This window comes from Streptomyces platensis, from assembly GCF_008704855.1.
Classification (GTDB): domain Bacteria; phylum Actinomycetota; class Actinomycetes; order Streptomycetales; family Streptomycetaceae; genus Streptomyces; species Streptomyces platensis.
On the sequence record NZ_CP023691.1, the window covers coordinates 2112812 to 2137365 of the forward strand.

25 protein-coding genes are annotated in these 24554 nt (G+C 73.2%); 9 read left to right on the forward strand and 16 right to left on the reverse strand.

Translation table 11 applies throughout. The features are described 5' to 3' along the window. Positions 1 to 82: 82 nt before the first annotated feature. The 3 genes from CP981_RS09145 to CP981_RS09155 all read right to left on the reverse strand — a co-directional run bounded on the left by CP981_RS09145 (position 83) and on the right by CP981_RS09155 (position 3349). Positions 83 to 1645, reverse strand: a complete 1563-nt coding sequence (locus CP981_RS09145; protein WP_085927253.1) for a TIGR03086 family metal-binding protein — start codon at positions 1643 to 1645, stop codon at positions 83 to 85. Positions 1646 to 1733: 88 nt separating this feature from the next. Then, on the reverse strand, positions 1734 to 2441 hold the full coding sequence (locus tag CP981_RS09150) for a lysoplasmalogenase (RefSeq protein ID WP_085927235.1): 708 nt from the start codon (positions 2439 to 2441) through the stop codon (positions 1734 to 1736). After that, complete coding sequence (locus CP981_RS09155) at positions 2438 to 3349, reverse strand: sterol desaturase family protein (RefSeq protein ID WP_085927254.1); 912 nt, start codon at positions 3347 to 3349, stop codon at positions 2438 to 2440. Before CP981_RS09155 ends, CP981_RS09150 begins: the two co-directional genes overlap by 4 nt. A 129-nt stretch (positions 3350 to 3478) precedes the next feature. Here CP981_RS09155 and CP981_RS39510 point away from each other — a divergent pair, with 129 nt between their 5' ends. Next, complete coding sequence (locus CP981_RS39510) at positions 3479 to 3766, forward strand: Type 1 glutamine amidotransferase-like domain-containing protein (RefSeq protein ID WP_107429579.1); 288 nt, start codon at positions 3479 to 3481, stop codon at positions 3764 to 3766. A gap of 87 nt (positions 3767 to 3853) precedes the next feature. After that, positions 3854 to 5089: a glycosyltransferase gene (locus CP981_RS09165; protein WP_085927236.1), complete on the forward strand. Its 1236-nt coding sequence runs from the start codon at positions 3854 to 3856 to the stop codon at positions 5087 to 5089. Positions 5090 to 5222: 133 nt separating this feature from the next. Here the strand turns inward: CP981_RS09165 and CP981_RS09170 are convergent, their stop codons facing one another. From CP981_RS09170 to CP981_RS09185, 4 genes are all read right to left on the reverse strand, one after another. Then, the gene (locus CP981_RS09170; protein ID WP_085927237.1) at positions 5223 to 6452 is read right to left on the reverse strand and encodes an amidohydrolase family protein; all 1230 of its coding nucleotides are present in this window, start codon (positions 6450 to 6452) and stop codon (positions 5223 to 5225) included. After that, on the reverse strand, positions 6449 to 7822 hold the full coding sequence (locus tag CP981_RS09175) for an amidohydrolase family protein (protein WP_244329600.1): 1374 nt from the start codon (positions 7820 to 7822) through the stop codon (positions 6449 to 6451). Before CP981_RS09175 ends, CP981_RS09170 begins: the two co-directional genes overlap by 4 nt. 12 nt (positions 7823 to 7834) lie before the next feature. Beyond that, a complete protein-coding gene (locus CP981_RS09180) occupies positions 7835 to 8728 on the reverse strand; it encodes an SDR family NAD(P)-dependent oxidoreductase (RefSeq protein WP_085927238.1) in 894 nt (297 codons plus the stop codon). A gap of 88 nt (positions 8729 to 8816) precedes the next feature. Beyond that, positions 8817 to 9614 (reverse strand): acetoacetate decarboxylase family protein, encoded by a 798-nt coding sequence (locus CP981_RS09185; RefSeq protein ID WP_085927239.1) that lies wholly within the window; start codon positions 9612 to 9614, stop codon positions 8817 to 8819. A 126-nt stretch (positions 9615 to 9740) separates the two neighbouring features. On the opposite strand from CP981_RS09185, the gene CP981_RS09190 reads away from it, so the two are divergent. The 6 genes from CP981_RS09190 (at position 9741) to CP981_RS09215 (ending at position 15973) form a co-directional block, all read left to right on the forward strand. Beyond that, positions 9741 to 10373: a TetR/AcrR family transcriptional regulator gene (locus CP981_RS09190; protein ID WP_085927240.1), complete on the forward strand. Its 633-nt coding sequence runs from the start codon at positions 9741 to 9743 to the stop codon at positions 10371 to 10373. 619 nt (positions 10374 to 10992) lie between these two features. After that, positions 10993 to 12024 carry a DEDDh family exonuclease gene (locus tag CP981_RS09195; protein ID WP_190841094.1) on the forward strand — a complete coding sequence of 344 codons (1032 nt, stop codon included), beginning with the start codon at positions 10993 to 10995 and terminating at the stop codon, positions 12022 to 12024. A 63-nt stretch (positions 12025 to 12087) separates the two neighbouring features. Then, positions 12088 to 12321 carry a hypothetical protein gene (locus tag CP981_RS09200; RefSeq protein ID WP_006606380.1) on the forward strand — a complete coding sequence of 78 codons (234 nt, stop codon included), beginning with the start codon at positions 12088 to 12090 and terminating at the stop codon, positions 12319 to 12321. A 169-nt stretch (positions 12322 to 12490) separates the two neighbouring features. Further along, positions 12491 to 13372, forward strand: coding sequence for an SURF1 family cytochrome oxidase biogenesis protein (locus tag CP981_RS09205; protein WP_085927241.1), 882 nt, complete (start codon positions 12491 to 12493; stop codon positions 13370 to 13372). Positions 13373 to 13427: 55 nt separating this feature from the next. Then, positions 13428 to 15212 carry a glycoside hydrolase family 15 protein gene (locus CP981_RS09210; RefSeq protein ID WP_085927242.1) on the forward strand — a complete coding sequence of 595 codons (1785 nt, stop codon included), beginning with the start codon at positions 13428 to 13430 and terminating at the stop codon, positions 15210 to 15212. Between the two features lie 5 nt (positions 15213 to 15217). After that, positions 15218 to 15973: an SDR family oxidoreductase gene (locus tag CP981_RS09215; RefSeq protein WP_085927243.1), complete on the forward strand. Its 756-nt coding sequence runs from the start codon at positions 15218 to 15220 to the stop codon at positions 15971 to 15973. Positions 15974 to 16014: 41 nt separating this feature from the next. Here CP981_RS09215 and amaP read toward each other — a convergent pair whose 3' ends face one another. The 5 genes from amaP to CP981_RS09240 are packed head-to-tail and all read right to left on the reverse strand — an operon-like array spanning position 16015 to position 18402. Further along, positions 16015 to 16620 (reverse strand): alkaline shock response membrane anchor protein AmaP, encoded by a 606-nt coding sequence (gene amaP / locus CP981_RS09220; protein WP_085927244.1) that lies wholly within the window; start codon positions 16618 to 16620, stop codon positions 16015 to 16017. Positions 16621 to 16627: 7 nt separating this feature from the next. Continuing rightward, positions 16628 to 17314, reverse strand: coding sequence for a DUF6286 domain-containing protein (locus CP981_RS09225; protein WP_085927245.1), 687 nt, complete (start codon positions 17312 to 17314; stop codon positions 16628 to 16630). Next, the gene (locus tag CP981_RS09230; RefSeq protein ID WP_085927246.1) at positions 17311 to 17703 is read right to left on the reverse strand and encodes a hypothetical protein; all 393 of its coding nucleotides are present in this window, start codon (positions 17701 to 17703) and stop codon (positions 17311 to 17313) included. Before CP981_RS09230 ends, CP981_RS09225 begins: the two co-directional genes overlap by 4 nt. A 6-nt stretch (positions 17704 to 17709) precedes the next feature. Beyond that, positions 17710 to 17904: a hypothetical protein gene (locus tag CP981_RS09235; RefSeq protein ID WP_085927247.1), complete on the reverse strand. Its 195-nt coding sequence runs from the start codon at positions 17902 to 17904 to the stop codon at positions 17710 to 17712. A gap of 36 nt (positions 17905 to 17940) precedes the next feature. Then, positions 17941 to 18402: an Asp23/Gls24 family envelope stress response protein gene (locus tag CP981_RS09240; RefSeq protein WP_085927248.1), complete on the reverse strand. Its 462-nt coding sequence runs from the start codon at positions 18400 to 18402 to the stop codon at positions 17941 to 17943. 218 nt (positions 18403 to 18620) lie between these two features. Here CP981_RS09240 and CP981_RS09245 point away from each other — a divergent pair, with 218 nt between their 5' ends. Continuing rightward, a complete protein-coding gene (locus CP981_RS09245) occupies positions 18621 to 19358 on the forward strand; it encodes a hypothetical protein (protein WP_085927249.1) in 738 nt (245 codons plus the stop codon). A gap of 78 nt (positions 19359 to 19436) precedes the next feature. On the opposite strand, the gene CP981_RS09250 is transcribed toward CP981_RS09245, so the two are convergent. The 4 genes from CP981_RS09250 to CP981_RS09265 all read right to left on the reverse strand — a co-directional run bounded on the left by CP981_RS09250 (position 19437) and on the right by CP981_RS09265 (position 24408). Further along, on the reverse strand, positions 19437 to 20216 hold the full coding sequence (locus tag CP981_RS09250; RefSeq protein WP_085927257.1) for an enoyl-CoA hydratase/isomerase family protein: 780 nt from the start codon (positions 20214 to 20216) through the stop codon (positions 19437 to 19439). Between the two features lie 113 nt (positions 20217 to 20329). Further along, positions 20330 to 20551 (reverse strand): helix-turn-helix domain-containing protein, encoded by a 222-nt coding sequence (locus CP981_RS09255; RefSeq protein ID WP_006606369.1) that lies wholly within the window; start codon positions 20549 to 20551, stop codon positions 20330 to 20332. Positions 20552 to 20886: 335 nt separating this feature from the next. Next, on the reverse strand, positions 20887 to 22485 hold the full coding sequence (abc-f, locus tag CP981_RS09260) for a ribosomal protection-like ABC-F family protein (RefSeq protein WP_085927250.1): 1599 nt from the start codon (positions 22483 to 22485) through the stop codon (positions 20887 to 20889). Positions 22486 to 22971: 486 nt separating this feature from the next. Next, complete coding sequence (locus CP981_RS09265; protein ID WP_085928243.1) at positions 22972 to 24408, reverse strand: hypothetical protein; 1437 nt, start codon at positions 24406 to 24408, stop codon at positions 22972 to 22974. Positions 24409 to 24554: the final 146 nt, after the last annotated feature.

Here is a 24554-nt window from a genome sequence, read left to right on the forward strand (position 1 = left end):
GGTGACGGCAGTTGAGGAGAGGGCCGGGTGATCATCACCCGGCCCTCTTTCCCGCCTCCCCGGGAGCGGGCCCGTGGGCCGGTCAGGTCACGTCGCGGCCGAGGAAGGCCGCCAGCCGGTCCGTGGCGCCCGCGCCGGGCGGAGCGGGGCACTCCGGGGCGAACGAGCTGCCCTCGGTGCGCGGCGCCGCGCCGTAGATCCGGTACGCCGCGGCCAGGGTCTCCTCGGCAGACTCCGGCGCCAGTGCGGTCGGCGCGCCGGTCGCCCGTGCCAAGTCCCAGCCGTGTGCGAGGAGTTCGACCACGACCTGTTGGACGATCATCGCGCCGGGTGCCTCATAGGGGCCGTAGGTGCGGTGCAGCATCCCGCTGCCGGTGAAGGCGGTACGGGCGGCACGTACCGAGTCCGCGAAGGCGGTGCGGTGGTCGTCGCCGAGGTGGTCGGCGGTGTGGTCGGCGCGCGGGGTGCCCTCGGCGATCGAGGTGGCCATCAGGTTCTCCCACACCATGTGGTCGAGCAGCTGCCGGACGGTCCAGCCCGCGCACGGGGTCGGCAGCGTGAGGTCCTCGGGCCGTACGGCGGCGACCAGGGCGGCGACGTCCCGGGTCACCTCTTCGTAGGCACGCAGCACCCGGTCCGGGTCGGTGCCGTCGAACGCGGAGCGGTCCAGCTCGTACGGGCCGGGGTGGGCACGCAGTGCGGCCGTGGTCCAGGTGCCGGCGGTGTCCCAGCGGGGTGGTGCGGGCCGGCCGGTGACCGCGCACAGCAGCTGCCAGTAGCGCTCGACCAGCGGCTCGGCGGCGGTCTCCAGCTGCTCCAGCAGCCGGGCGCGGGCCGCCGGGCCGTCCTCGGTGGGCGGGTCGGCGGTGCCGGTCTGGGTGGGGAGCCAGGCGGCGACCAGTTCGGCGATGGCGGGCTCGGCGGCCGGGGAGTCCGGGGCGATACCGGCCGCGACGGCCTCCTCACCGCGTACCCGCATCAACTCGGCGACACCTATGGCTGCTTGCTCCTGCGCGTACGCCTCCCCCACCGCCCCCGCCGTACGCGCGCTATGCTCGGCCAGCCGGCGCAGTGCCGCCCGTAGTTCCGGCTCACGGACCAGGGCGGCCAGTTCGAGCCAGGCGCCGATCTGCTCCGGGGTGGGGTCGTCGGGCAGCTCGGGCGTGGCGGCCAGCAGACCGCTGCGGTAGGCGGGGGCGTCCACCCCGTCGAGGGCGTCCTCGACGAAGTCCGTGATGATCAGGCGGCGTTCCCGGGCCGACAGACGGGCCAGTTCGGTCATGTACGGCAGCTCCTCTGCTGCGCTGCCCCGCGCGGCCACCGAGCGCAGCACCGCGGACTGGAGCCGCAGGGTGCGGATCTGCGCGTCCAGCGCGTCCGCCCACTGCGCCGCCGTCTCGGCGACCGTGCACTCGCGGTGCAGTACGGACCGGATGGCCGCCAGCCCGATGCCCAGCGCGCGCAGGCTGCGCACGATCTCCAGGCGGGCCGGGGCGTCCGGGCCGTAGAGCCGGTAGCCCGCGGGGGTGCGGGCGGCGGGCGGCAGCAGGTCCTGGTCCGACCAACTGCGGATGGTCTTGACCGGAAGACCGGTCAGCCCTGCCAGTTGGCCGATGGTGAGCAGACCCGTGCCGTCCTCGTTCATGCCGTCCACTGTCGGGTCTCCCCCGGAGGGAGACTCAAGTCGAGGGGCTTCCGGCGGCGCACCGTGCCCGCCGATCGCCCCTCCACGCTTACGGTGCGCCCGCCGCCCGCAGCTCCCCCGCCTGCCGTGCGGTGGGCCGCGGAGCCGTGGCGGCGGACCGCAGCACCCCGTCGGCCAGCGCCCACTGGGCCGCCGCATAGGTGCACATGATCCAGAACTGCGGGGCCGGGAGCTGCGGCCAGTGCGCGATCCCGCTCGCGATCAAGGTGTCGGAGAGCAGGAACAGCAGCCCGCCGGCCGCGGCCCACGGGCCCGCCCGGAGCCCGCCGAACGCCATCGCGGTGAGCAGCAGGCTGTACCCGGCGACCGGGATCCGCAGCTCCGCCGGGAGGTCCGGCCACAGGAGCAGCACCGTGCCGACCAGCAGCACGGCGTACACGGCACCGGCCGCCACGGCCGGCCCCCGTCGGCCGCCCGCCGGAGCCGCCCCGTGACGGGCGAACAGCAGCAGATAGCAGATGTGTCCCGCGGCGAACGAGCCCATCCCCACCAGGAAGGCGATATCCCCGCCGATCTGGAGGAAGGTGTCGCCGCCGCAGCCGAAGAGGAGCGCGGCGGCGAGCAGCGGGGGGCCGCCGCGCGCCAGCGCATAGCCGGCGAGCACCGGCATCAGCACGGGCTTGGTGAGCTGTACGACGGGCAGGACGCCCGCCAGCAGTGCCCCGAGGTGCACGGCGCTCAGCAGGACGAACGCCCACAGCAGCGGTGATACGGCCCGCGGCCACCGTGTCGTCACGCGGCCGGCTCCTCGACGGAGGCGGGCGCCCGGTTCCCGGACGGGCCGTCCTTCGCCGCCTGCGCCGCGGCGATCCGTTCGGCCGGCTGCCAGCCCGGCCCGCGGAACACCCGGCCGGCGCGCTCGCGCCAGCTGTCCGCGGCCCGTATGTCCCGCGCGATGGCGGCGTACTCATGGGTGGCCACCCGCAGCGGGTTGAAGGTCTCGATGTTCTTGGTGAGCCCGTAGACCGGCCGCTCCGTCTCCGCGACGAACGAGCCGAACATCCGGTCCCAGACGATCAGGATGCCGCCGAAATTGCGGTCCAGGTAGCCGCCCTGCGAGGCGTGGTGGACGCGGTGGTGGGACGGGGTGTTGAGCACGAACTCGAAGGGCCGGGGCAGCTTGTCGATCCGCTCGGTGTGCACCCAGAACTGGTAGACGAGGTTGACCCCGGAGGTGAAGGCGATCACGGCCGGGTGGACGCCGAGGGCGACCATCGGGACGTAGAACGGCCAGACGGTCCAGGTCGTCCAGGGCTGCCGCAGCGCGGTGGTGAGGTTGAACTTCTTGCTGGAGTGGTGCACCACGTGGCAGGCCCACAGGACGCGGATGACGTGGTGGCCGCGGTGCGACCAGTAGTAGAAGAAGTCCTGTGCGAGCAGCATCAGGAGCAGCGTCCACCACAGCACGGGCACCCGCAGCGGGGTGAGTTCGTAGATCGTGGCGTAGATCGCCACGATCGGTACCTTCCACAGCGCGTCGAACACGAGGCTGCCGAGCCCCATGCCGACGCTGGTGGCGGCGTCCTTCGCCTCATAGCCCTCCGCGTCCTCGTCGGGGTGCAGGCGGTAGCTCACCATCTCCACGACGGTGAGCAGGACGAAGGCCGGTACGGACCACAACACGACATCGGGCAGGTGCGGCATGTCCCGCACCATAAAGGCGTTGACGGGCGTGCCGCTAGGGGTTGTTACTGAGAAGTATGTAAGACGTGCCGTCAGCTGGGCCGCATCGTCCGCCGCCGGCGCCCCCACCACGACCGGAAACGAGGCCCCATGACCGGCGCACCCACCCTCGTCCTGCTCGGCGGCGGCTTCTCCGACGATCCGGACACCCTGCTGGACGATTTCGTGCTGGAAACCGCGGGGCGGCCCCGGCCGAAGGTCTGCTTCCTGCCGACCGCGAGCGGCGATGCGCCGGGGTACATCGAGGGGTTCCACGCGGCGTTCGGGGCGCGGGGAGCTCCACTGCGGGCGCCGCTTCGCGAGGAGGCCGTCCGACCCGGGCGGACGGCACACAACAACGGCAGGGAGGTGCACCTCCCTGCCACTCTCAACCTATAGCGCACCGGGGGGCTTGCGGCAAGACCCGGGTCGTGCCGCAAGATGGGCGGCCGAAACCAGAACCTGGGGAAATGGGGGATTTGCGCTATGCGTGTGGTGTTGTCGACATGGGGATCGCGCGGGGACGTCGAACCGCTGGCCGCGCTGGCGGTGCGGCTGCGGGAATTCGGCGCGGAGGCACGGGTGTGCGCGCCGCCGGACGAGGAGTTCGCGACGCTGCTGGCCGGTGTCGGCGTGGAGCTGGTGCCGCTCGGCCCGTCGGTGCGCTCGGTGGTGACGGGCGAGCGGCCGCCGACGGCGCAGGACGCGTTCCGGCTGGCGCCGGAGCTGGTCGCCGCGCGGTTCGACACGCTCTCCGTGGCGGCCGAGGGGGCTGACGCGCTCCTGGCAACCGGCCTGATGCCGGCCGGCGCACCGGATGTGGCCGAGAAGCTGGGCATCCCCTACGTGTTCGCCTGCTTCCATCCGTTCGGGATGCCCTCGCGGCACTTCCGCCCGGGGGCGCGGCCCGGCACGCCGTCCCCGCGGGAGGAGACCGACCTCAAGGTCCTGTGGGAGCAGGACGGCCAGCGGGTGAACGCGCTGTACGGGGAGGCGCTCAACCGTCACCGGGCGGCGATCGGCCTGCCGCCGGTGGACAGCGTCCGTGACCATGTCCTGACCGGCCGGCCGTGGCTGGCGGCGGACCCGGTCCTGGGCCCGTGGCAGGAGATGACGGAGCTCGACCTGGTGCAGACCGGGGCGTGGATCCTGCCGGACGAACGCCCCCTCCCGGAAGAGCTGGAGGCGTTCCTGGACGACGGGGAACCGCCGGTGTACGTGGGCTTCGGCAGCATGGCCCTGCACACCTCGAAGGACCTCGCCCGGGTGGCCGTCGAGGCGGTCCGCGCGCGGGGCCACCGGGTCCTCCTCGCCCGCGGCTGGGCCGAGCTGGCCCGGATCGACGACCGGGACGACTGCTTCGTCGTGGGCGAGGTGAACCAGCAGGCGCTGTTCGCCCGGGTGGCCGCCGTCGTGCACCACGGCGGCGCGGGCACCACGACGACGGCCGCCCGGGCCGGTGCTCCGCAGGTGGTGGTGCCCCAGATCGCGGACCAGCCGCACTGGGGCGCCCGGGTGGCCGAGCTGGGCATCGGCGCGGTACACGACGGCCCGGCCCCGACCGTCGGCTCCCTGTCGGCCGCGCTCACCACGGCCCTGGCCCCGGAGACCGGAGTACGGGCGAGGGCCGTGGCGGGCACGATCCGCACGGACGGGGCGACGCTGGCCGCGAAAATGCTGCTCGACGTGGCCGGCCGGGGAAGGGGGCCCGGGTCCGCATGAGCCACCGGAGCCGTTGAGCCGGGGACCGGCGGGCGACGGACGGCACCGGCTTCCGGGGCATGCGGTGCGGAGTGCCCCGGGCCCGGCCGGTGGGGCATTCCGCTTCAGGCCGTCGCGCGGCCGGTCCGCCCTCTCACCACACCCGCACCGATCCACCCCGGGCGAACGCCGGACTGGTGGCGTCCGCGGGGATCTTTTCCAGGGGCTCGGCGATCTCGGTGACTCTGGGGCCGATGCGGGCGGCGAGGGGGGCGAGGCGGGCGAGGTCGAAGCCGTAGACGCGGGCGGCGTTGGTGCCGAGCATGGCGGCGGTCTCGTCGGCCGGGACGTCGGCGTAGGCGAGGCGGAGGGCCTCGCGGGAGTGCGGGTGGGTGCCTTCGTCGTGGGGGTAGTCGCTGCCCCACATGATCTTGTCGAGGCCGATGCGGTGGCGCAGCGGCACCTCGTGCGGGCGCATGAAGCTGGCGCCGACGAAGCAGTGGGCGCGCCAGATTCCGGCCGGGGAGTCGCCCATGGCCGCGGCCAGGCCGACGCCGAACTTGGCCTCGGCGGTGGCGGCCTGGGACGCAGCCGCGACCAGCCGCCCGTGGTAGTAGTCCAGCATGTCCAGGACTCCGGGGATCCAGCCGGAGCCCTGTTCGGTGAGGACCAGGCGGAGACCGGGATGGCGGTGGAAGACACCGCCGAAGATCAGGTGCCACAGGGCCCGGTGGGAGAACCAGGTCGTCTCGACCATGAAGACGGCGCGGGCGGCGGGTTCGTCGCCGAGCGGCGGGGAGGCCGAGCCGCCGTGGTGGTTCACGGGCACGTCCAGTTCCGCGCAGACCGCCCAGAGGGGGTCGTAGTACGTGGAGTGGAGCTCGGGGAGGCCGGAGCCTGGCGGGGTGCCGGGGAGCATGATGCCGCCGGTGAGACCGGCTTCCTTGGTGCGGCGGACTTCCCGTACGGCCTCGTCGACATCGTTGAGGAGGATCTGGGCGACACCGGCGCGGCGGCCGGGGGCCTCGGCGCAGAAGTCGGCGAGCCAGCGGTTGTGGGCGCGCAGGCCTGCCCAGCGCTGCTCGGCGTCCGTGCCGCTGGGCGCGGGGGCCATGAGGGCGGCGCTGGGGAAGAACGGCGGGATGGTGTTCGGGAAGACGACCTCGGCGACGATGCCGTCGGCTTCGAGTTCGGCCAGCCGGCGGGCGGAGTTCCAGTTGCGGTCGGCGGTGTCGGCGAGCAGATCCTCGTGCGGGTTGACGTACGACGCCGCCCAGGCGTCGAAGGCGTCGTGGTACCGGGACTCCAAGTAGGGCCGGTAGTCGAGGAGGTCGGCGCCGGCGTGACAGTCGGCGGAGATCACGGTGTAGCGGTCGTCGGTCATTGCGCCCCCAGTACCGGGAAGTCGTGGTCGGTCAGCCAGTGGCGGCCCACCTCGCGGGAGCGGGCCCAGGAGGCCTCGACCGCCGGCTGGTCGGCGCTCTGGCCGAGGTCCGCCGGGATGGGGCCGATACGGCGGGCCAGCGGGGCCAGCCGCGCGGTGTCGAAGCCGAACACCTCGGCGGCGGACAGGCCGAGCATCCGGCGGGTCTCGGCGACCGGAATGTCATGGAAGGTCTTCGTCAGCCAGCCTCGGGTGTCCGGCCAGGTGCCTTCCGGGTGCGGGAAGTCGCTGCCCCAGAGGATGTTGTCGACGCCGATCTCGTAACGCTGGGCGAGTTCCCGGCGCTTGGTGTTGGTGGCGCAGACGAAGACCTGCCGGTCCAGGTACTCGTGCGGCGGACGCTTGAGGGCGGCGAACGGGGAGAGCTTCTTGCCGCCGTGCGCGCCCAGGTAGAGGCGGTCCATGAACCACAGCAGGTTGGGCAGCCACCAGCAGCCGGACTCGGCGACGCCGAAGCGCAGGCCGGGATGGCGTTCGAAGACCCCGGACCAGAGCAGGAACCACAGGGGGCGAGCGGGCCACCAGGTCACCTCGGAGACATAGATCCCGAGGTGGTCGCCGTACTCGTGGCGGGGTGCGGCCCCGGAGTGGGTCAGCACCGGCATCGCGCACTCGGCGGCCGCCGCCCACACCGGGTCGTAACGGCGGTCGTGGTACGGCTCCTTGTCGACCCACATGGACGGGATCATCAGGGCTCTGAGCCCGGACTCCTTGGCGCGGTGAATCTCGGCCACGACCCGGCCGGTGTCGGCGGTGACCGGCAGCAGGGCCACGCCGCAGTGCCGTTCGGGGTGCCCGGAGACGAAGTCGGCGAGCCAGCGGTTGTGTGCCTGGGCACCCGCCATGCCGAGGTCCGGGTCCTGGTCGCCGGAGAGGCCGAGGCCGACGCCGAAGGGGGCCGCGGTGCCGCTGTCGACGGCGTCCGCGTCGGGGAAGACGACTTCCGCCGCCACCCCGTCGCCGTCGAGCTCCTTCAGGCGCTGGGCGGGGTCCCAGCCGCCGCGCAGGCCCTCCTCGTGGTCCTGGAACCAGCGGGCGGCGAAGGCCTCGTTGCGGATTCCGAGGCGGGTGGCCGCCGCGCGGCGGGCGTCCCGTTCGCCGAGGAACGTGTCGAAGGCGCGGTGGAAGCGGGCCTCCAGGTAGGGGCGGTACTCCTCGGTGGGGAGCCCGGCGTGGCAGTCGGAGGAAATGATCAGGTACGGGTCGTCCGGGCCGGGACGGGCGTCCGGCCGGTCCGCGGGGGCCTGGGGGTCCGTAGGGGCCTGTGGATCAGGGGCCTGTGGGTCGGTAGCGGCCTGTGGGTCCGTCATGGCGAACCTCCCTCAGTCGTCCGGGTCGAGGATGAAGTGCTCCAGGTAGTCGGGGGCGGTGCGGCCGAGCATCGAGGCGGTTCGTGCCCGGATCTGCGCGTCGGTGTGCGCGGCAGGCGGCAGGATCCAGAAGCGGTCCGCCCGTACGCCGTCCACGACCTGCGCGGCGACGTCCTCGACGGGGGTGAAGGCGACCTCCTGCCCGGCCTCCTTCATCGCCGCCTCCCACTGCACCAGGCTGCGGTACGGCGTACGGCGCGGCCGGGACTTGGCGTAGCGCGCGGGCCGGTTGCGGTGCGACTCCCACAGGCCGGTGCGGAGCATGTGCGGGCCGGGGAAGAGCACCGAGGCGCCGATGGGGGCGCCCTCGGCCTTGAGGTGGGCGTAGAGCGATTCGGTCATGGTCACCACGGCCGCCTTGGTGACGGCGTAGACGGACGCGGTGGGCAGCGGGGCGACGCCGCCGTCCGTCGAGGAGGTGTTGACGACATGGCCGGGGCCGCCGCCCGCCAGCATCCGGGGCACAAAGCACTGGATGCCGTGGAAGACGCCCCAGACGTTCACCGCGAACGCCCAGGCCCAGTCGTTGGGCTCGTGTTCCCACATCCGCCCCTCGGCGCCGGAGCCCACCCCCGCGTTGTTGCACAGCAGATGGACGGCGCCGAAGGTGTCGTAGGCGGCGTCGGCGAGGGCGGCGACCTCCTCGCGCACCCCGACGTCCACGGTGCGCGCCAGGACCCGGGCGCCGTCCGCGGTCAGCTCGTCGGCGGCGGCCCGCAGCGGCTCCGCCTCGACGTCCGCGAGGACCACCCGCAGCCCCTCCGCGGCGAAGCGGCGCGCCATGGCCAGGCCGATACCGCTCGCGGCGCCGGTGACGACCGCGACCTGTCCCGCTGTCAGCTCCATGCCCGCTCCCCTCGCCGGGCCGCTCGGGGCGGCCGGGGGGCTCGGGACGGCCGGGGTGCTCGGCGTTGTTCTCCGTGCGGGACCGGCATCAGGCGCTCCCCTCGGGCGGCCCGTCGAGGAGCTGCTGCGGATCGTCGTAGCGCTGGTGGATGTACGGCAGCAGGGACTCGGCGCTGACCCGCTCGACGACCCGGCCCTGCTGGTCGCTGGTCTTCTCGCCGAGGGTGAGCTCGACGAGGGTGTGTACGGGGAGGTCGGCGACGGGGTCGTACATCGACTCGCGCAGCACGACATCGCCGGTGATCCGCTCCAGCCTGCGGACCTTCTCGTGGCGCAGGCAGTGCACCAGCACCGGGTCGAGGTCGAGGCCCGAACCGTCCACGGCGGGCAGGAACTTGAAGTAGAAGTCGGTCTTCCGGGCCAGCTCGGGGACCGGCAGCGGTCCGCTCACCGCGCCGCGTACCTCGACGAAGGCGATGCCGTGCCGGGCGAGCGCGGCGCGCACCACCGGGCCGTCGCGGTCGACGGTGACCTCGCCCAGTTTCTTGGGTTCGCCGAAGACCTCCCGCCCGCCGGTCAGGGCCCGCTCATGGGTCATCGGCATCACCAGCGGATACCAGCCCTCGATGCCGCGATGGGCGGCGGCGACGGCGACCGAGCCGGCGCCCAGGGGGTAACCGGGCAGCTCGACCTTGCTGATGGTGGCCCGGACCAGCGGGCGTCCGGTGGGTTCGAGGGGCGGCGGCAGCACGGCCGCGACCGCGTCCGGGTCGCTCTCCCACACGGCGACCACACCGGTGGACCAGATCTCGGGGAGCCGGGAGCTCGCGGTGCGTGCCGCGGTGATCTCCGCCGCGGTGCGGGCTCCGTAACGTATGCGTGCCATGGCGTACCACCCTTCGTCGTCGGTGACTTGCGGGGGTCGTGCGAGGCGTCTGTAACACTGTTACACCGACCGGGATGAAGGGTAAAGGGCTGTGTGCGTACGGGAGTTGAGGGATAGTGGGGGAATATGACACGTACCGCGCTGACCAGCGAAGAGGTCCTGACGACCGCCGCCCGGCTGGTGCGGGCGGACGGCCCCGGCGCGCTGACCATGCGCCGCCTCGCCACGGAACTGGGCACCGCCGTCACCTCGATCTACTGGCACGTCGGCAACCGCGAGTCGCTGCTGGACGCCCTCGTCGAGCGCACCGTCCGGGAGATGGGCGAGATCCACCCCATCGGGGACACCCCGCACGCCCGCGTCGTCTCGGTCGCCCGCGCACTGCACTCGGCACTGCGCGAGCGCCCGCAGCTGATCGCGATGGTGCACGAACGCGGCCTGACGGAACGGATGTTCCTGCCGGCGCAGCAGGCGCTGGTCCATGAGATGCACGCCGCCGGGCTGCGCGGCGAGACGGCCGCCGAGGCGGTGCGGGCGGTCCAGTTCCAGGTCGTCGGCTTCGTCCTGGTCGAGCGCAACCGCGAGCGGTCACCCGAACAGCATCCGAGCGAGGGCGAGCTATGGGACTCCCCCACCGCCGAACACGACCCGGCACTGGCCCGCGCACTGGCCGGCCCGGCCGACACCGAGCGCCTGTTCACGGTCTCACTGGAGGCGCTGGTGAGCTCACTGCTGTCCCCTGGGGTGGCCGGCTCCTGAACGGGGGTGGGGTGGGCGGGCGGTGGCCGTCGGGGGCTTGGGACCTCACTCCCGGCCGGACTTCGCGGGGGGCGCCCGGACGGGCCGGCGCCGGCCGGGCCGCCGCCGCCCGTTCGTGTGGTTCTCGCCGGGGCCCGCCGGAAGGGTGTTTTGTCTGCTTCCTTGCGGGGGTTTCCGTATGCCCCTTTCTTCGGGGGGCGTTGTTCGGCCGTTCCGGGTGGCTGGCTTCTTTCCCTGGGCAGGTCCGGCTTCTTGGGGCAGGTCCGCTTCTTGTGGCCCCTTCGCTTCCTGGGACACGCCCCCCCTTCCCACGCCTCCTCCTAGGGGCCTGCTGTTTTTTCCCCGCCGCGCAGGCCTGCTGTTTTTTCCCCGCCGCCCACCCCCCTTCGGGGGGTGGGCGGGTCAGGTGAGCACCCCCAACCCCCGGACCGCACCGGACCAGAACCGCACCGGACCAGACCAGACCAGGTACCCCCCGGAGCCCCGCAGCCCACGCCCCCCCACACCCCGTCAACTCCCCCACCCACCCGCGAACTGCGGGAGCGCCAGGAGTGTCTCCCTCCGGGGTGGTCCGATGCGGTTCGGTGGCTGTCAGTGGTGGCCCGTATCCTCAGGGACCATGCTCGAAGACCGCATGGCAGCAGCCGCCGACCCGATCGCGCCGAAGATTGGGCAGCAGCCGGGCCCGCAGACGCCGCCGGCTCCCTGGCCCTCCGCGTATCCGCAGGGATACGCGGTGGTCGACGTCGAGACCACGGGCCTGGCCCGCGACGACCGGATCATCTCGGCAGCCGTGTATCAACTCGACGCCCGGGGCGACGTCCAGGACCACTGGTACACCCTCGTCAACCCGCAGCGGGACCCCGGGCCGGTCTGGATCCACGGGCTCACGAGCGCCGTGCTCGCCGATGCCCCGCTCTTCCCGGAGATCGTCCCGGAGCTGTCCCGGCGCCTGGCGGACCGGGTGCTGGTCGCGCACAACGCCATGTTCGACTGGTCGATGATCGCCCGCGAGTACGCCCGCGCCGCGGCGACCGCCCCGGTGGAGCAGCGGCTGTGCACCATCGCCCTGTCCAAGGAACTGCGGCTGCCGCTGCCCAACCACAAGCTGGAGTCCCTCGCCGCCCATTACGGCGTGGTGCAGGAGCGCGCCCACCATGCGCTCGATGACGCCCGGGTGCTGGCCGAGGCGTTCCGTCCCAGTCTGCGGCGCGCCGCGCAGGAGAATGTGCGGCTGCCGCTGCTCAGCTGCCAGCCGCTGACGGAGTGGTCGGACACCCCCGCGCCCCGGCAGCATGCCGCCGCCCCGTCCTACCGCCCCACGTCCTGGCGGCCGTCCCGTAAGCGCCCGGCGTGCCCGTACCCCAACCCGGGGCGCTACGAGTCCGGCGGCCGGCTGGTCCAGGGGATGCGGGTCGCCTTCTCGGGTGACACCTCCGTGGACCGTGAGCTGCTGGAGGACCGGGCGATCGAGGCGGGGCTGCATGTCGCCACGAGTGTGTCCCGGCTGACCAGCCTGCTGGTGACCAACGACCCCGACGCCCGGACCTCGAAGACCGCCAAGGCCGCCTCGTTCGGGACGGTCGTCATCGACGAGGCAGCCTTCATGCAGCTGCTCCAGGACGTGGCTCCGGCGCCTGCGTCCGGGTGAAGCCCGCCCAACACACCCGTCGGCAACGCGCCGCGCGCGGGCGGCGCCCGCACGCTGTGGCGCATGGCACGTTGTGAGGTCTGCGGAAACGAATACGGCATGACGTTCGAGGTGCACGCGCAGGGCGCGGTGCATGTCTTCGACTGCTTCGCCTGCGCCATCCACCGCATGGCGCCGATCTGTGAGCACTGCCGGTGCCAGATCATCGGGCAGGGCGTCGAGGCCGACCAGAAGTGGTACTGCGGCGCGCACTGCGCCCGCTCGGACGGCCGCGTGGGCATCGTCGACCGGGTCTGAACCAGGGCTGAACCAGGGCTGAACCAGGGCTGAACCCGGGGCGGCCACCGGACCGGCACGGGCGGACCCGGCCCGGCGCTCCCCGGCTGCCTCCCCCGGCGGGCGCCTGCGGTGCCCCCAGGGGGACCCCCGGCTCAGCGGGCCCGGCGCCCCAGGTACCGTCGAAGCCGTGTACCGCTTCCTGTTGTCCCGGCAGTGGGTGATCCTCACCCTCGTGGGTCTTGTGCTGATCCCCGTCATGATCAAGCTGGGCTACTGGCAGCTCCACCGCCATCAGCACAAGGTGGCGCAGAACGCGCTGATCGCGCGCAGCCTCGCCGACGACCCGGTTCCGGTCACCACGCTGACCGCCCCCGGCCGGGAGCTGCCGCGGCGCGACATGTGGCGCACGGTCACCGCCACCGGCACCTTTGACACCGCCCACGAGGTCGTGGTCCGCCAGCGCACCGCCGCCGACGAGCAGAGCATCGGCTATTACGTGGTGACCCCGCTGGTCCTCGGCAACGGCCGGGGCGTGCTCATCAACCGCGGCTGGGTCTCGGCCGGCAACGACCTCACCAAGTTCCCGGACGTCCCGGCCGCCCCCCGTGGCAAGGTCACCGTCACCGGCCGGATGATGGCCGACGAGACCACCGCCGCCAGCGGCATCAAGGACACCAAGGGCCTGCCGGCCCGCCAGGTCATGCTGATCAACAGCTCGGAGCAGGCGAAGCGGACCGGCCGGCCGATGCTCGGCGGCTATATCGAGCAGACCCTGCCCAAGCCGGCCGGCAACACCCCGGAGCCGGTCCCCGAGCCGGACCACGACTCCATCGGCCCGCACATGGCCTACGCCATCCAGTGGTGGCTGTTCGCCGCCGCGGTGCCGGTCGGCTGGATCGTCCTCGTACGCCGCGAGCGCCGCGACCGGGCGGCCGCGGTCAAGGAGGCCCAAGAGGCCCGGGAGGCCGGGGCCACCGCGGGCGACGGCGGGCGGACCGCGGAACCGGCCGGTTCCGGGGAGACCGAGACAGCCGGCGACGAGGCGGCGGCGGCCCCGGCCAACCCGTAACCCGGTCAGCCGTCACCACCGCGTAGCGCACCCGCCGGACGGGAAGGGGCGCTGAGTGCACCCACGTATCGAGGACTACGCGCTCATCGGCGATCTTCAGACCGCCGCACTCGTCGGCCGCGACGGGTCCATCGACTGGCTGTGCCTGCCGCGCTTCGACTCCGGCGCCTGCTTCGCCGCCCTCCTCGGCGGCAAGGACAACGGCCACTGGGGGCTCGCCCCCTGCTCCCCCGATGCCCGCGCCCAGCGCTCCTACCGCGGCGACTCGCTGATCCTCGACACCGTCTGGGAGACCCCCACGGGCAGTGTCCGGGTCACCGACTTCATGCCGCAGCGGGACCGGGCGCCCGACGTCGTACGGATCATCGAGGGTCTCAGCGGCAGCGTAGAGATGCGCGGGGTGCTGCGGCTGCGGTTCGACTACGGGCGGGTGGTGCCCTGGGTGCGCGCCACCGAGGGCTGCCGGGTGGCCATCGCCGGGCCGGACTCGGTATGGCTGCGCACCCCGGCCGAAAGCACCACCTACGGCAAGGACTTCAGCACCCGCTCGGACTTCACCGTCGCCGCGGGGCAGCGCACGGCGTTCGTGCTGACCTGGCACCCCTCGCACGAGCCCCGGCCGACCCAGATCGAACCGTTCACGGCGCTCCAGGACACCCTGGACGACTGGCACGGCTGGTCCGCGCGCTGCCGCTACAAAGGGCCGTACCGCGAGGCCGTGATGCGCTCGCTGATCACCCTCAAGGCCCTCACCTACGCGCCCACCGGCGGCATCGTGGCGGCCCCCACCACCTCACTGCCCGAGGAGCTGGGCGGCGTACGCAACTGGGACTACCGCTACTGCTGGCTGCGCGACGCCAGCCTCACCCTGAACTCCCTGCTCTCCGCCGGATATCTGGAGGAGGCCGGCGCCTGGCGGGACTGGCTGCTGCGCGCGGTGGCCGGCGCCCCCGACGACCTTCAGATCATGTACGGGCTGGCCGGTGAGCGGCGGCTGCCGGAGGCCGAGCTGCCGTGGCTGACCGGGTACTGCGACTCCGCGCCCGTACGCATCGGCAACGCCGCCGTCGAACAGCGTCAGCTCGATGTCTACGGCGAGGTCCTCGACTCCTTCCACATCGCCCGCTCGGCCGGACTGCCGGCCGAGCAGCACGCCTGGAGCATCCAGCGGTCGCTGGTGGACTACCTGGAGTCCACCTGGCGCGACCCCGACGAAGGGCTGTGGGAGATCCGCGGGCCGCGCCGGCACTTCGTGCACTCCAAGGTCATGGCCTGGGTCGCGGCCGACCGGGCGGTGCGGGCGATCGAGGCGTATCCGAAGTTCGGCGGGGAGGTCGACCGCTGGCGGGCGATGCGCGACGAGGTCCGCCGCGAGGTGTGCGAGCGCGGCTACGACGCCGACCGCGGCACCTTCACCCAGTTCTACGGCTCCCGGGAACTGGACGCCGCGACCCTGCTGATCCCCCGTGTCGGCTTTCTGCCGGGGGACGATCCGCGGGTCCTCAGCACCATCGACACGGTGCGCCGGGAGCTGACGCACGACGGTCTGGTACGCCGTTACAGCACCGAGGGCATCGCGGTCGACGGGCTGCCGGGCGGCGAGGGCACCTTCCTGGTCTGCTCGTTCTGGCTCGCCGACGCGCTCCGGCTGAGCGGCCGGCGGGCCGAGGCGCAGGAGATGTTCGAACGGCTGCTGGGGCTGCGCAACGACGTGGGGCTGCTGTCGGAGGAGTACGACCCGGCCGCCCGGCGCCAGCTGGGCAACTTCCCGCAGGCCTTCAGCCATATCGGCCTGGTGGGGACCGCCTTCGGCCTCCAGGACGGGGCACGGGCACACTAGGGGCCATGGATCTTGGACTCACCGACCGGACGTACCTCGTCACCGGGGCGACCCGTGGCCTCGGCTTCGCCACCGCCCGTGAACTGGTCGCCGACGGCGCCCAGGTCGTGCTCACCGGACGCACCGAGGAGAGCGCGGCCGCGGCGGCCGCCTCGCTCGGCGAGCGGGCCCTGGGCATCGCGGCCGACAACGCCGACCCGGAGACCCCCGGCCGTCTGATCGCGGCGGCCCGGGAACGCTTCGGGCGGCTGGACGGAGTGCTCATCAGCGTGGGCGGCCCGGCGCCCGGCACCACCGCCGACAACACCGACGCACAGTGGCAGTCGGCCTTCGAGTCGGTCTTCCTCGGCGCGGTACGGCTGGCCCGTGCGGCCGCCGCCGAGCTGCCCGAGGGCGGGGTGATCGCCTTCGTGCTGTCCGGCTCGGTGTACGAGCCGATCGGCGGACTGACCATCTCCAACGGACTCCGCCCCGGTCTCGCCGGTTTCGCCAAGTCGCTCGCCAACGAGCTGGGGCCGCGCGGCATCCGCGTACTCGGCGTCCTGCCGGGCCGGATCGCCACCGACCGGATGACCCAGCTCGACGCGCGCTCCGGCGACCCGGAGGGGTCCCGCGCCCGCAACTGCGCCGCGATCCCGCTGGGCCGCTACGGCCGGCCGGAGGAGTTCGGCCGGGCCGCGGCCTTCCTGCTGTCGCCGGCCGCGTCGTACATCAACGGGGTGATGGTGCCGGTGGACGGCGGGGCCCGGCACGGGTTCTGACGCGGCGCGGACGGCGGCCTCCGCGCCGTCGTCCCGAGGCCCTAACTGACCCGCTCGGGCCGGTGCTTGACCGCGCGCAGCCGGACCTCGGCCGGCAGCCGGTCCAGCCCGGCCGAGCGGCGGGCATGCGCCATCGCCTCGTCCGACAGCCGCCGGACGACGGTCCCCGGGTCGGCGTGCGGGGCGAGCGCCAGCACGGCTCGCACATGCGGTTCGCCCCGGCGGCCGGTCAGCAGCACACCGGCCCCGTCGACACCGTCCAGTGCCTCCGATTCGGCCGTCAGGGCGGCCTCCAGGGCCCGGCCGCGCAGCTGGGCGCCCTCGCCGTCGCCGCTGTCGACGAGGATCTCGGTCAGCCGGTGCCGCCGGAGCTGGGTCAGCAGCCACCACAGCACCAGCAGCAGGAAGACGGCGAGCGCGGCGATGACGACGGGCCACCACCAGCCCTGGTCCGTCCAGCGGGTGCGCTGCCGTGCGGGGAGCAGCACCTGGTCGGGGCGGGACCAGGGCCAGCCGGCGGGCAGTCCGAGCTGCCATTTCGCGGGCAGATCGAGGCCGCCGAGCAGCACCAGGCCGCCCACTCCGAACAGCACCACACCGATCAGACCGAGCAGTACCCGGTTGACCCTTCCGCGGCCTGCGCGCATCGCTCGCTCACCTCTTCTTCGGGCGCCGGACGTCCACGGTCAAACGGAGCTCGTGCGCCAGGCCCAGCTGCCGCAGCCCCTCGCCGAGCGAGGTATCGAGGTCGGCGCGGACCTCGTCCAGTTCGCGGAAGTGCGAGACGGCGTGCGTCTTGGCCTTGCGGCGGCTGACGGCCACCCGTACGGACTGCACGCCGGCGACCTCCATGGCCCGGTCGCGCAGCACCAGCGCGGCGGCCGCACGGTCCAGCCCGGCGCGGGTGTCCGGTGCCGCCGGCCGCATCGGCAGCACCTGGCGCAGTCCGGGCGTGACGGCCGAGACGACCAGCCAGATGCCGAGCACCACGGCCAGCGCGGCGGCGCCCAGGACCCAGGGGTTGTCGAGGTGACGGGTGCCCAGTTCGCGGGCCAGCCACCGGCGCCAGGTCATCGCGGGACGGTTGGCGCGCACCGCGGCCACGTCGTAGAGCAACAGGCCCGCGGCGGCCAGCAGCACCAGTGCCACCAGGGCGGCCGGCACCCGGCGGGCCGACCGGAAGCGCCGGACCCGGTGGTGGTCGGCGGTCCCCGTGGCCGGGGCGTCCGCGCCGGCCGGTGCCGCCCCGTCCGCCCCGTCCGTCTTCTCTGCCCCGTCCGGCGTCTTGTCGAGCGTGGGCAGCCGCCGGGTGTCGGACCGCTCCGCGTCCTCGTCGCTCATCGCACCCTCCCGCGCTCCGTACGGTCCAGCAGCGGGGAGTGCAGCCGCTCGACCTCCACCGCGACCTCGGGCACCGTCATGTTCGCCAGCTCCGTCACCCGTTCGGTGACCCGGCGGCGCACCACCCGGCACTGTCCGCCGATGTCGGAGGGGTAGCCCAGCTCCACGGCGATCCGCACCCGCGCCTCGCCGAAGTGCCGGCGGTCGTCGCGCCGGTGCACGGTCACCGTCGCATGGGCGTCCGTGCGGGCGCGCGGGGACTCCGCGCGCAGCGCCTCCCGGGCGGCCCGTGCGGCGATCTTCGCCACCACCCGGTCCGCGATTCTGGTCGCGCCCCGCTCACCCGCCGGTACGGCGGTGGCAGCGGCGGCCGGGGACACCGTCGCCACCCGGCTTCACCGCCGCCGGTCGCGGTCGCCGCCGCGCGGACGGAAGAAATCGCCGGCCTCCAGGTCCCCGTCGAGGAACCTGCCGGCCACGAACCCGATGGCGCCCAGCGCCGCCACCAGGACAAAGGCGCCGAAGCCGCCGAAGTATCCGGCGAAGCCCAGCGCCATGCCGGCCAAGAGGCCGACCACAGCCATGCTCATCGTGCGCTCCTTCGCTGCCACTCCGGACGGGCCCGGCTAGTGGAGCCGTGGCTCCGATTCCTCTTCTTCGTCTGCTTCATCGGGCAGCTTGACGTCGCTGACCGCGATATTGACCTCGACGACCTCCAGGCCCGTCATCCGCTCCACGGCAGTGATGACGTTCTCCCGGACCGACCGTGCGACATCGGCGATGGCGACGCCGTAGTCGACCACGATCTCCAGGTCCAGCGCGGTCTGCACCTCGCCGACCTCGGCCTTGACACCCCGGGTCGCGGTCGCGGACCTGCCGCCGCCGGGCACCCGGTCCCGCACGGCGCCGAGCGTACGGGCGAGGCCGCTGCCCATGGCATGCACGCCGATGACGTCCCGGGCCGCCAGGCCGGCGATCTTCTCCACGACACCGTCGGCGATGGTGGTCCGCCCCCGGGTCGCGGGGTCGCCGCCGCCCCGTTTGGCGGGCGTCCTGGGCGCCTCTGCGTGCTGCTGGCTCTCGCTCATCGCCGTATCCCTTTCCGCGGGGAGAAGCGGTCCGCCCGCTCCGATCCCCACAGTAGGCCGGGTGTCTCCGGACCGCTCCAGGGATGTGGCAGGCGAGTGTCCCTACGGCGCCGTCGGGCCCACCGCCCTGCCGTGCGGGCGGGTCTGCGGCAGGCTGGGGGCGTGTCCGGGACGTGTCCGGAGACGGTCCGGGGACCTTCCGGGAAAGGGGTGACGCGGTGGCCGTGAACCAGTGGGCGCAGACGGTCCGCACACAGCTCGGGATCGGCCGGCTGCTGCCGCTCGGCGGCCCCGCGGACGGCTCGTGGATCACCGAGCAGGCAGCCGCCGGGGCGCTGCGGGCGTCCGCCGGTACACCGGCCGGGGTCCGCATCGGCTCGCTGCGGCTGTCCGTCGCCGACCCCGGCCACGCCCCGGAACCGGCGGTGCCGGCGCCGCCGAGCGCACTGCCGCCCGGCCCGCTGCGGATCGAGGCGGAGTTCGCCGCGGTGGCCGACCGGCCGCTGCCCGTACTCGCCGACCAGGTGCGCGCCGCACTGCTGGAGGCGTCGATCCAGGGGCTGGGGCTGGTGGTGGGCGTGGTGGATCTGCGGGTCAGCGGCCTGCTCGAAGCCGACGAGGCCACGGCGGAGGGTGCGTCAGCCGGTTCCGCTCCCCAGGAGGAAGTGCCGCCCACCGCGCCCGCGACGGGTGAGCGGACCGGTGCGACTCAGGAGGGCGCGGCGGGCGTCGCCGCCGTCGCGCGGGGCGTCGCGGGCGTGGCCCGGCTGGCGCCGGTGCTCGGCGGTGCGTCCCGTCCGGTGCGGCTCACCGACGGGCATGCGCTGATCCAGCTGGCGACCGCGCCCGGACACCGGGCGCTGGATGTGGCCTGCGCCGTACGGCAGGCGGTGGCGGCCGCGCCACCCGCGGTCTCGACGGTCGCGGTGCTGGTCACGGCGGTGGACCGGAGCTGATGAGCCGGCCCGGCCGGGAACTCCGTGGGAGCAACCGCGGCCGGGCAGCTCGGGCAAGTGAAGGTGTGGGACGGGGAGCTACTCCCCCACGCCCGCGAGGTCGCGCAGCCGGCGCGCCTGGGCGGCCCGCTCGGCGCGGCGCTGCTCCTCGTACGTACGGCCCGCGGCACCGGCCAGCAGGGCCTTGGTCTCGATGACGGCATCGCGCGGCGCGGCGGTGAGCGCGGCCGCCAAGTCGGCCACGGTGGCATCAAGTTGGTCGCCGGGCACCACGAGGTTGGCGAGGCCGATCCGCTCGGCCTCCTCCGCGTGCACAAAGCGCCCGGTGGCGCAGATCTCCAGCGCGCGGGCGTAGCCCACCAGCCCGACCAGGGGGTGGGTACCGGTCAGGTCCGGTACGAGCCCGAGGCTGGTCTCGCGCATGGCGAACTGTACGTCCGGCGCGACCACCCGCAGATCGCAGGCGAGCGCCAGCTGGAAGCCGGCACCGATGGCATGCCCCTGCACGGCGGCGATGGACACCAGATCCGTGCGCCGCCACCAGGTGAACGCTTCCTGGTACTCGGCGATCGTGGCGTCCAGTGCCTCGTCCGTGCCGCGCGCCAGATCGATGAACGACGGCTCGCCGTCGAAGCCTTCGGGCGTGAACGCCTGACGGTCGAGGCCCGCGGAGAAGGACTTGCCCTCACCGCGCAGCACCGCGATCCGTACGTTTCCCGGCAGCAGCGACCCCGCTTCGGCAAGCGCCCGCCACATGGCCGGCGACTGCGCGTTGCGCTTGGCCGCGTTGGCGAGGGTCACCGTGGCGATGGCATCGTCCACGGTGAGTCGCACACCGTCCTTGTCGAGCAGAGTCATCAGCGCCTCCGAGTCAGCCAGCCGCACCTGCGTGCGTAAGTGACTGAACGGTAACCTCCCGGTCGACTGCTCGGTCGACCGGGGGGACACCGCTGCACCCGGAGTCGCGGCCGTCAGGCCGATGCGGCCTTCTTGCCCCTCGTGGCTCCGCCGCGACCGCGCAGGACCACACCGGATTCGCTGAGCATCCGGTGCACGAATCCGTAGGAGCGGCCGGTTTCCTCGGCCAGCGCCCGGATGCTCGCACCGGAGTCGTACTTCTTCTTCAGGTCTGCCGCGAGCTTCTCGCGCGCGGCGCCGGTTACCCGGCTGCCCTTCTTCAGAGTCTCGGCCACCCGTGCCTCCTCGTGGGAAGTGCGCTCTGGACTCTCATGATCACCCCTCCCCGGCTTCCTGGCCACCCATTCCGCAAGGTCGATACGACATCGTTTGCCGGCGGAGGCCCGAAAACTCGGGCCGGAATGCCTCATTCCGGCTGTGCCGGAGGCCGCCCGCGACCGGCCGTACGCGAGAAGTGGCAGGTCAGGTGGCGTGTGACCGAAAAGGCAACGGCCGGGCCCCAAGGACCCGGCCGTAGGCCGCAGACTCGCCGGTGTACGAGCCGTTCTCACTCAGATGATGGATCACACATCGGCCGAATGATCCATACGGCATGATCCATCCGCCGCGGTCAGGCCAGCGCGACCAGATCCGCGTAGTCCTGGCCCCACAGGTCCTCGACGCCGTCGGGCAGCAGGATGATGCGCTCCGGCTCCAGTGCGTCCACCGCGCCCTCGTCGTGCGACACCAGGACCACCGCGCCCGTGAAGGTGTGCAGCGCGCCGAGGATCTCCTCGCGGCTGGCCGGGTCGAGGTTGTTGGTGGGCTCGTCGAGGAGCAGCACATTGGCGGAGGAGACGACCAGCGTCGCCAGGGCGAGCCGGGTCTTCTCGCCGCCGGAGAGCACCCCGGCGGGCTTGTCGACGTCGTCGCCGGAGAAGAGGAAGGATCCCAGCGTCTTACGGATGGCGACCAGGTCCATGTCCGGGGCGGCCGAGCGCATGTTCTCCAGGACCGTGCGGTCCGGGTCCAGGGTCTCGTGCTCCTGGGCGTAGTAGCCGAGCTTGAGGCCATGACCAGGGCGGACCTCGCCGGTGTCCGGGGTCTCGACGCCGGCCAGCAGCCGCAGCAGGGTGGTCTTGCCCGCACCGTTCAGGCCGAGGATGACGACCCGGGAGCCCTTGTCGATGGCCAGGTCGACGTCGGTGAAGATCTCCAGCGAGCCGTAGGACTTCGACAGGCCCTCGGCGGTGAGCGGGGTCTTGCCGCACGGCGCCGGGTCCGGGAAGCGCAGCTTGGCGACCTTGTCGGAGACTCGCTTGGCGTCCAGCCCGGCCAGCAGCTTGTCGGCACGCTTGGCCATGTTCTGCGCGGCGACCGTCTTGGTGGCCTTGGCCCGCATCTTGTCGGCCTGCGAGTTCAGCTGCGCGGCCTTCTTCTCGGCGTTGGCGCGCTCGCGCTTGCGGCGCTTCTCGTCGGCCTCGCGCTGCTGCTGGTAGAGCTTCCAGCCCATGTTGTAGATGTCGATCTCGGAGCGGTTGGCGTCGAGGTAGAAGACCTTGTTCACGACGGTCTCGACCAGGTCGACATCGTGGGAGATCACGATGAAGCCGCCGCGGTAGGTCTTGAGGTAGTCGCGCAGCCAGACGATCGAGTCGGCGTCGAGGTGGTTGGTCGGCTCGTCGAGCAGCAGGGTGTCGGAGTCCGAGAACAGGATCCGGGCCAGCTCGACGCGGCGGCGCTGACCGCCGGAGAGCGTGTGCAGCGGCTGGCCGAGGATGCGGTCGGGCAGCCCGAGGCTGGCGGCGATGGTCGCGGCCTCCGCCTCCGCGGCGTACCCGCCCTTGGTCAGGAACTCCGTCTCCAGGCGCTCGTACTTCTTCATCGCCTTTTCGCGGGTGGCGCCCTTGCCGTTGGCCATCCGGTCCTCGTTCTCGCGCATCTTGCGGAGCACGGAGTCCAGATCACGGGCGGACAGGATGCGGTCGCGGGCGAGCACGTCCAGGTCGCCGGTGCGCGGGTCCTGCGGAAGGTAGCCGACATCGCCGGAGCGGGTGACCGTGCCGGCGGCGGGCATGCCCTCGCCCGCCAGCACCTTGGTCAGGGTGGTCTTGCCGGCGCCGTTACGGCCGACCAGGCCGATGCGGTCGCCCTTGGCGATACGGAAGGAAGCGGACTCGATCAGAATGCGGGCGCCGGCGCGCAGCTCAAGGCCAGAGGCGGTGATCACGGGAAAAGCTCCAGGGTCAGGAAGACGGCGGGTTGGACGGACGGTCCGAGGGCGAGCTGCGCCGTCTAATGAACCCAAGGGAGAACTGCCATGGGAGGCAGTCTAACGTTCCCGCGCAAGTCGTTTTTCCTCCCACGTTTTCGGCTGGCCCGCCGTGGTTGTTGCTCGGAGGGTGGGAAAAACCTTGGTGGGGGATTTGTAGGGGGCCGGTGCACCTCGTAGATCGCAGTGAACAGCTCGGCCGCACCGACACGGCTACGGTGGCCAGCCCCCACCCACCGTCACTCACTCCCCCAACGGGAGGGGACGGGCCGGAGGGGCCTGGTGTGTGGACGTAAAGCGAAGCAGTCCACACACCAGGCCCCGGAGGCCCGTCACCGCACCCGACACCCACCCGGCCCGCCGCAGGCGCAACGGCGGGGGCACCGCGCAAGCGGGCCACAAACGGCGAGCAACAACCACGGCGGGAAAGACAAAAACGTGGGATCAAACCCCACCCGTGTGGACTTGGAAGGCCGCGCGCCGTACCGCCTTCGCGAGGGCCGGGTCGGGGTGGGCCGCGGCCAGGGCTACCAGGACCTGGACGGTTCTGGGGTGGCCGACGGCGCGGACCTCCTCCAGGAGGCGCGGAACGGAGCCCTGGACCGCCGAGTCGAGGTGGCGGACGAGCAGCTGGGTCTCGCCGTGGTCGGCGACGGCCGCCGCGGTGTCCACCCACAGCCAGGTGGACTCCTCGCGGGTGAGCACATCGGGCGCGGTCTCCGGGTCGCCGCCCTCGTGCTCGACCAGCCACAGCAGGGCGTACGGCCGCAGGCCCGGCTCGTCGGCGGCGGCCCGTACGGCGGCCTCGGCCGGGGCGCCGACCGCCCGCAGTGCCTCGAAGGCCAGACCGCGCAGCAGCGCGTCCTCGCCGCGGGCCACGGTCAGCAGCTCCTCGACGGCCGCGCCGACGGAGCGGGCGGCGAGCCAGGCCCGGTATTCGGCGCGGGCCGGGCCCGGGGTGAGCCGGGCGCAGCCGCGCAGCATCGCCTCCGCGGACTGTTCGATATTGCCGGCCGGGCTCTGCGCGGCCACACAGATCTGCTCCAGCTTGACCCATACCGACCAGTTGCCGAGCGGCGTCAGCTGCGCCTCGGACGCGTCGTGCGCGGCCTCCGCGCCGTCCGGCGGCACCAGCGCGCCGACGGTCCGCAGGGCGTCCAGCGCCCAGTCCAGCAGCGCGGCCAGCGACGCCCCCGCGGCGTCGCCGGCGGCCGCGGCCTCGTCGGCGCCGCCCGGGTCCTGGCCGTAGGGGACCTCGCAGCGTTCGGTGCGCAGTTCGGCGACGCGCTGGTCGAGCATGTCGAGCAGCACCGGCAGCCGCACGGGACCGGCCGACAGATGCAGCAGGGACAGCAACTGCGGCAGTGCCTCGACGACTTCGGCGACTATCGCGGGGCCGGCGCCGGCCGGTGCGGGGCGGGCCAGCGACCAGGCGTCGAAGAGCGCGACCCAGCCGCGCAGCACGGCGGTGTCGTCGCGGTCCCAGGCGCGCAGCCGCCAGCCGGGGCGGGCGAGGCCGTCGTGGAGTTCGACGAGGCCGGCCAGCCGGGCCCGGTCCCAGTCGATGCGGACCTGATGCGGCGTCAGACCCAGGGCCTCGGCGGCGCGTTCCGCGGCGGCCTTCGGCAGCGCTCCGTCGGGGCCGGCACGCAGGCTGCCGCCGGCGGCGCCGGCACCGACGCTGTCGGCCCAGCGGGCGAGCCGGGCGGCGCCGGCCAGTACGGCACGGGCCTGGCGGGCCAGTTCCGCGGGCGGCGGCGTGCCCTCGGGCGGGCGGGGCGCCGGGCGCTTGGCCCGGGTTGTCACCGCCCGGCGGGCGGCCGCAACCGGTTGACGGGGGACGAGTCGGAGCCGGGAGTCGCGCGGAGTACGGGACGTCACAGGAGCAGTGTTGCCGCTGTCGGCCCGAAAGCCCAATCGGAACCCGGCTTGCGATCTGCCACGGCCGCGTCATCTCGCCGACCCATCCCTGATGAGGGGAGTTGTCCCCCTGTATACCCGGGAGATGCCCGGGAGCCATCGGGGCG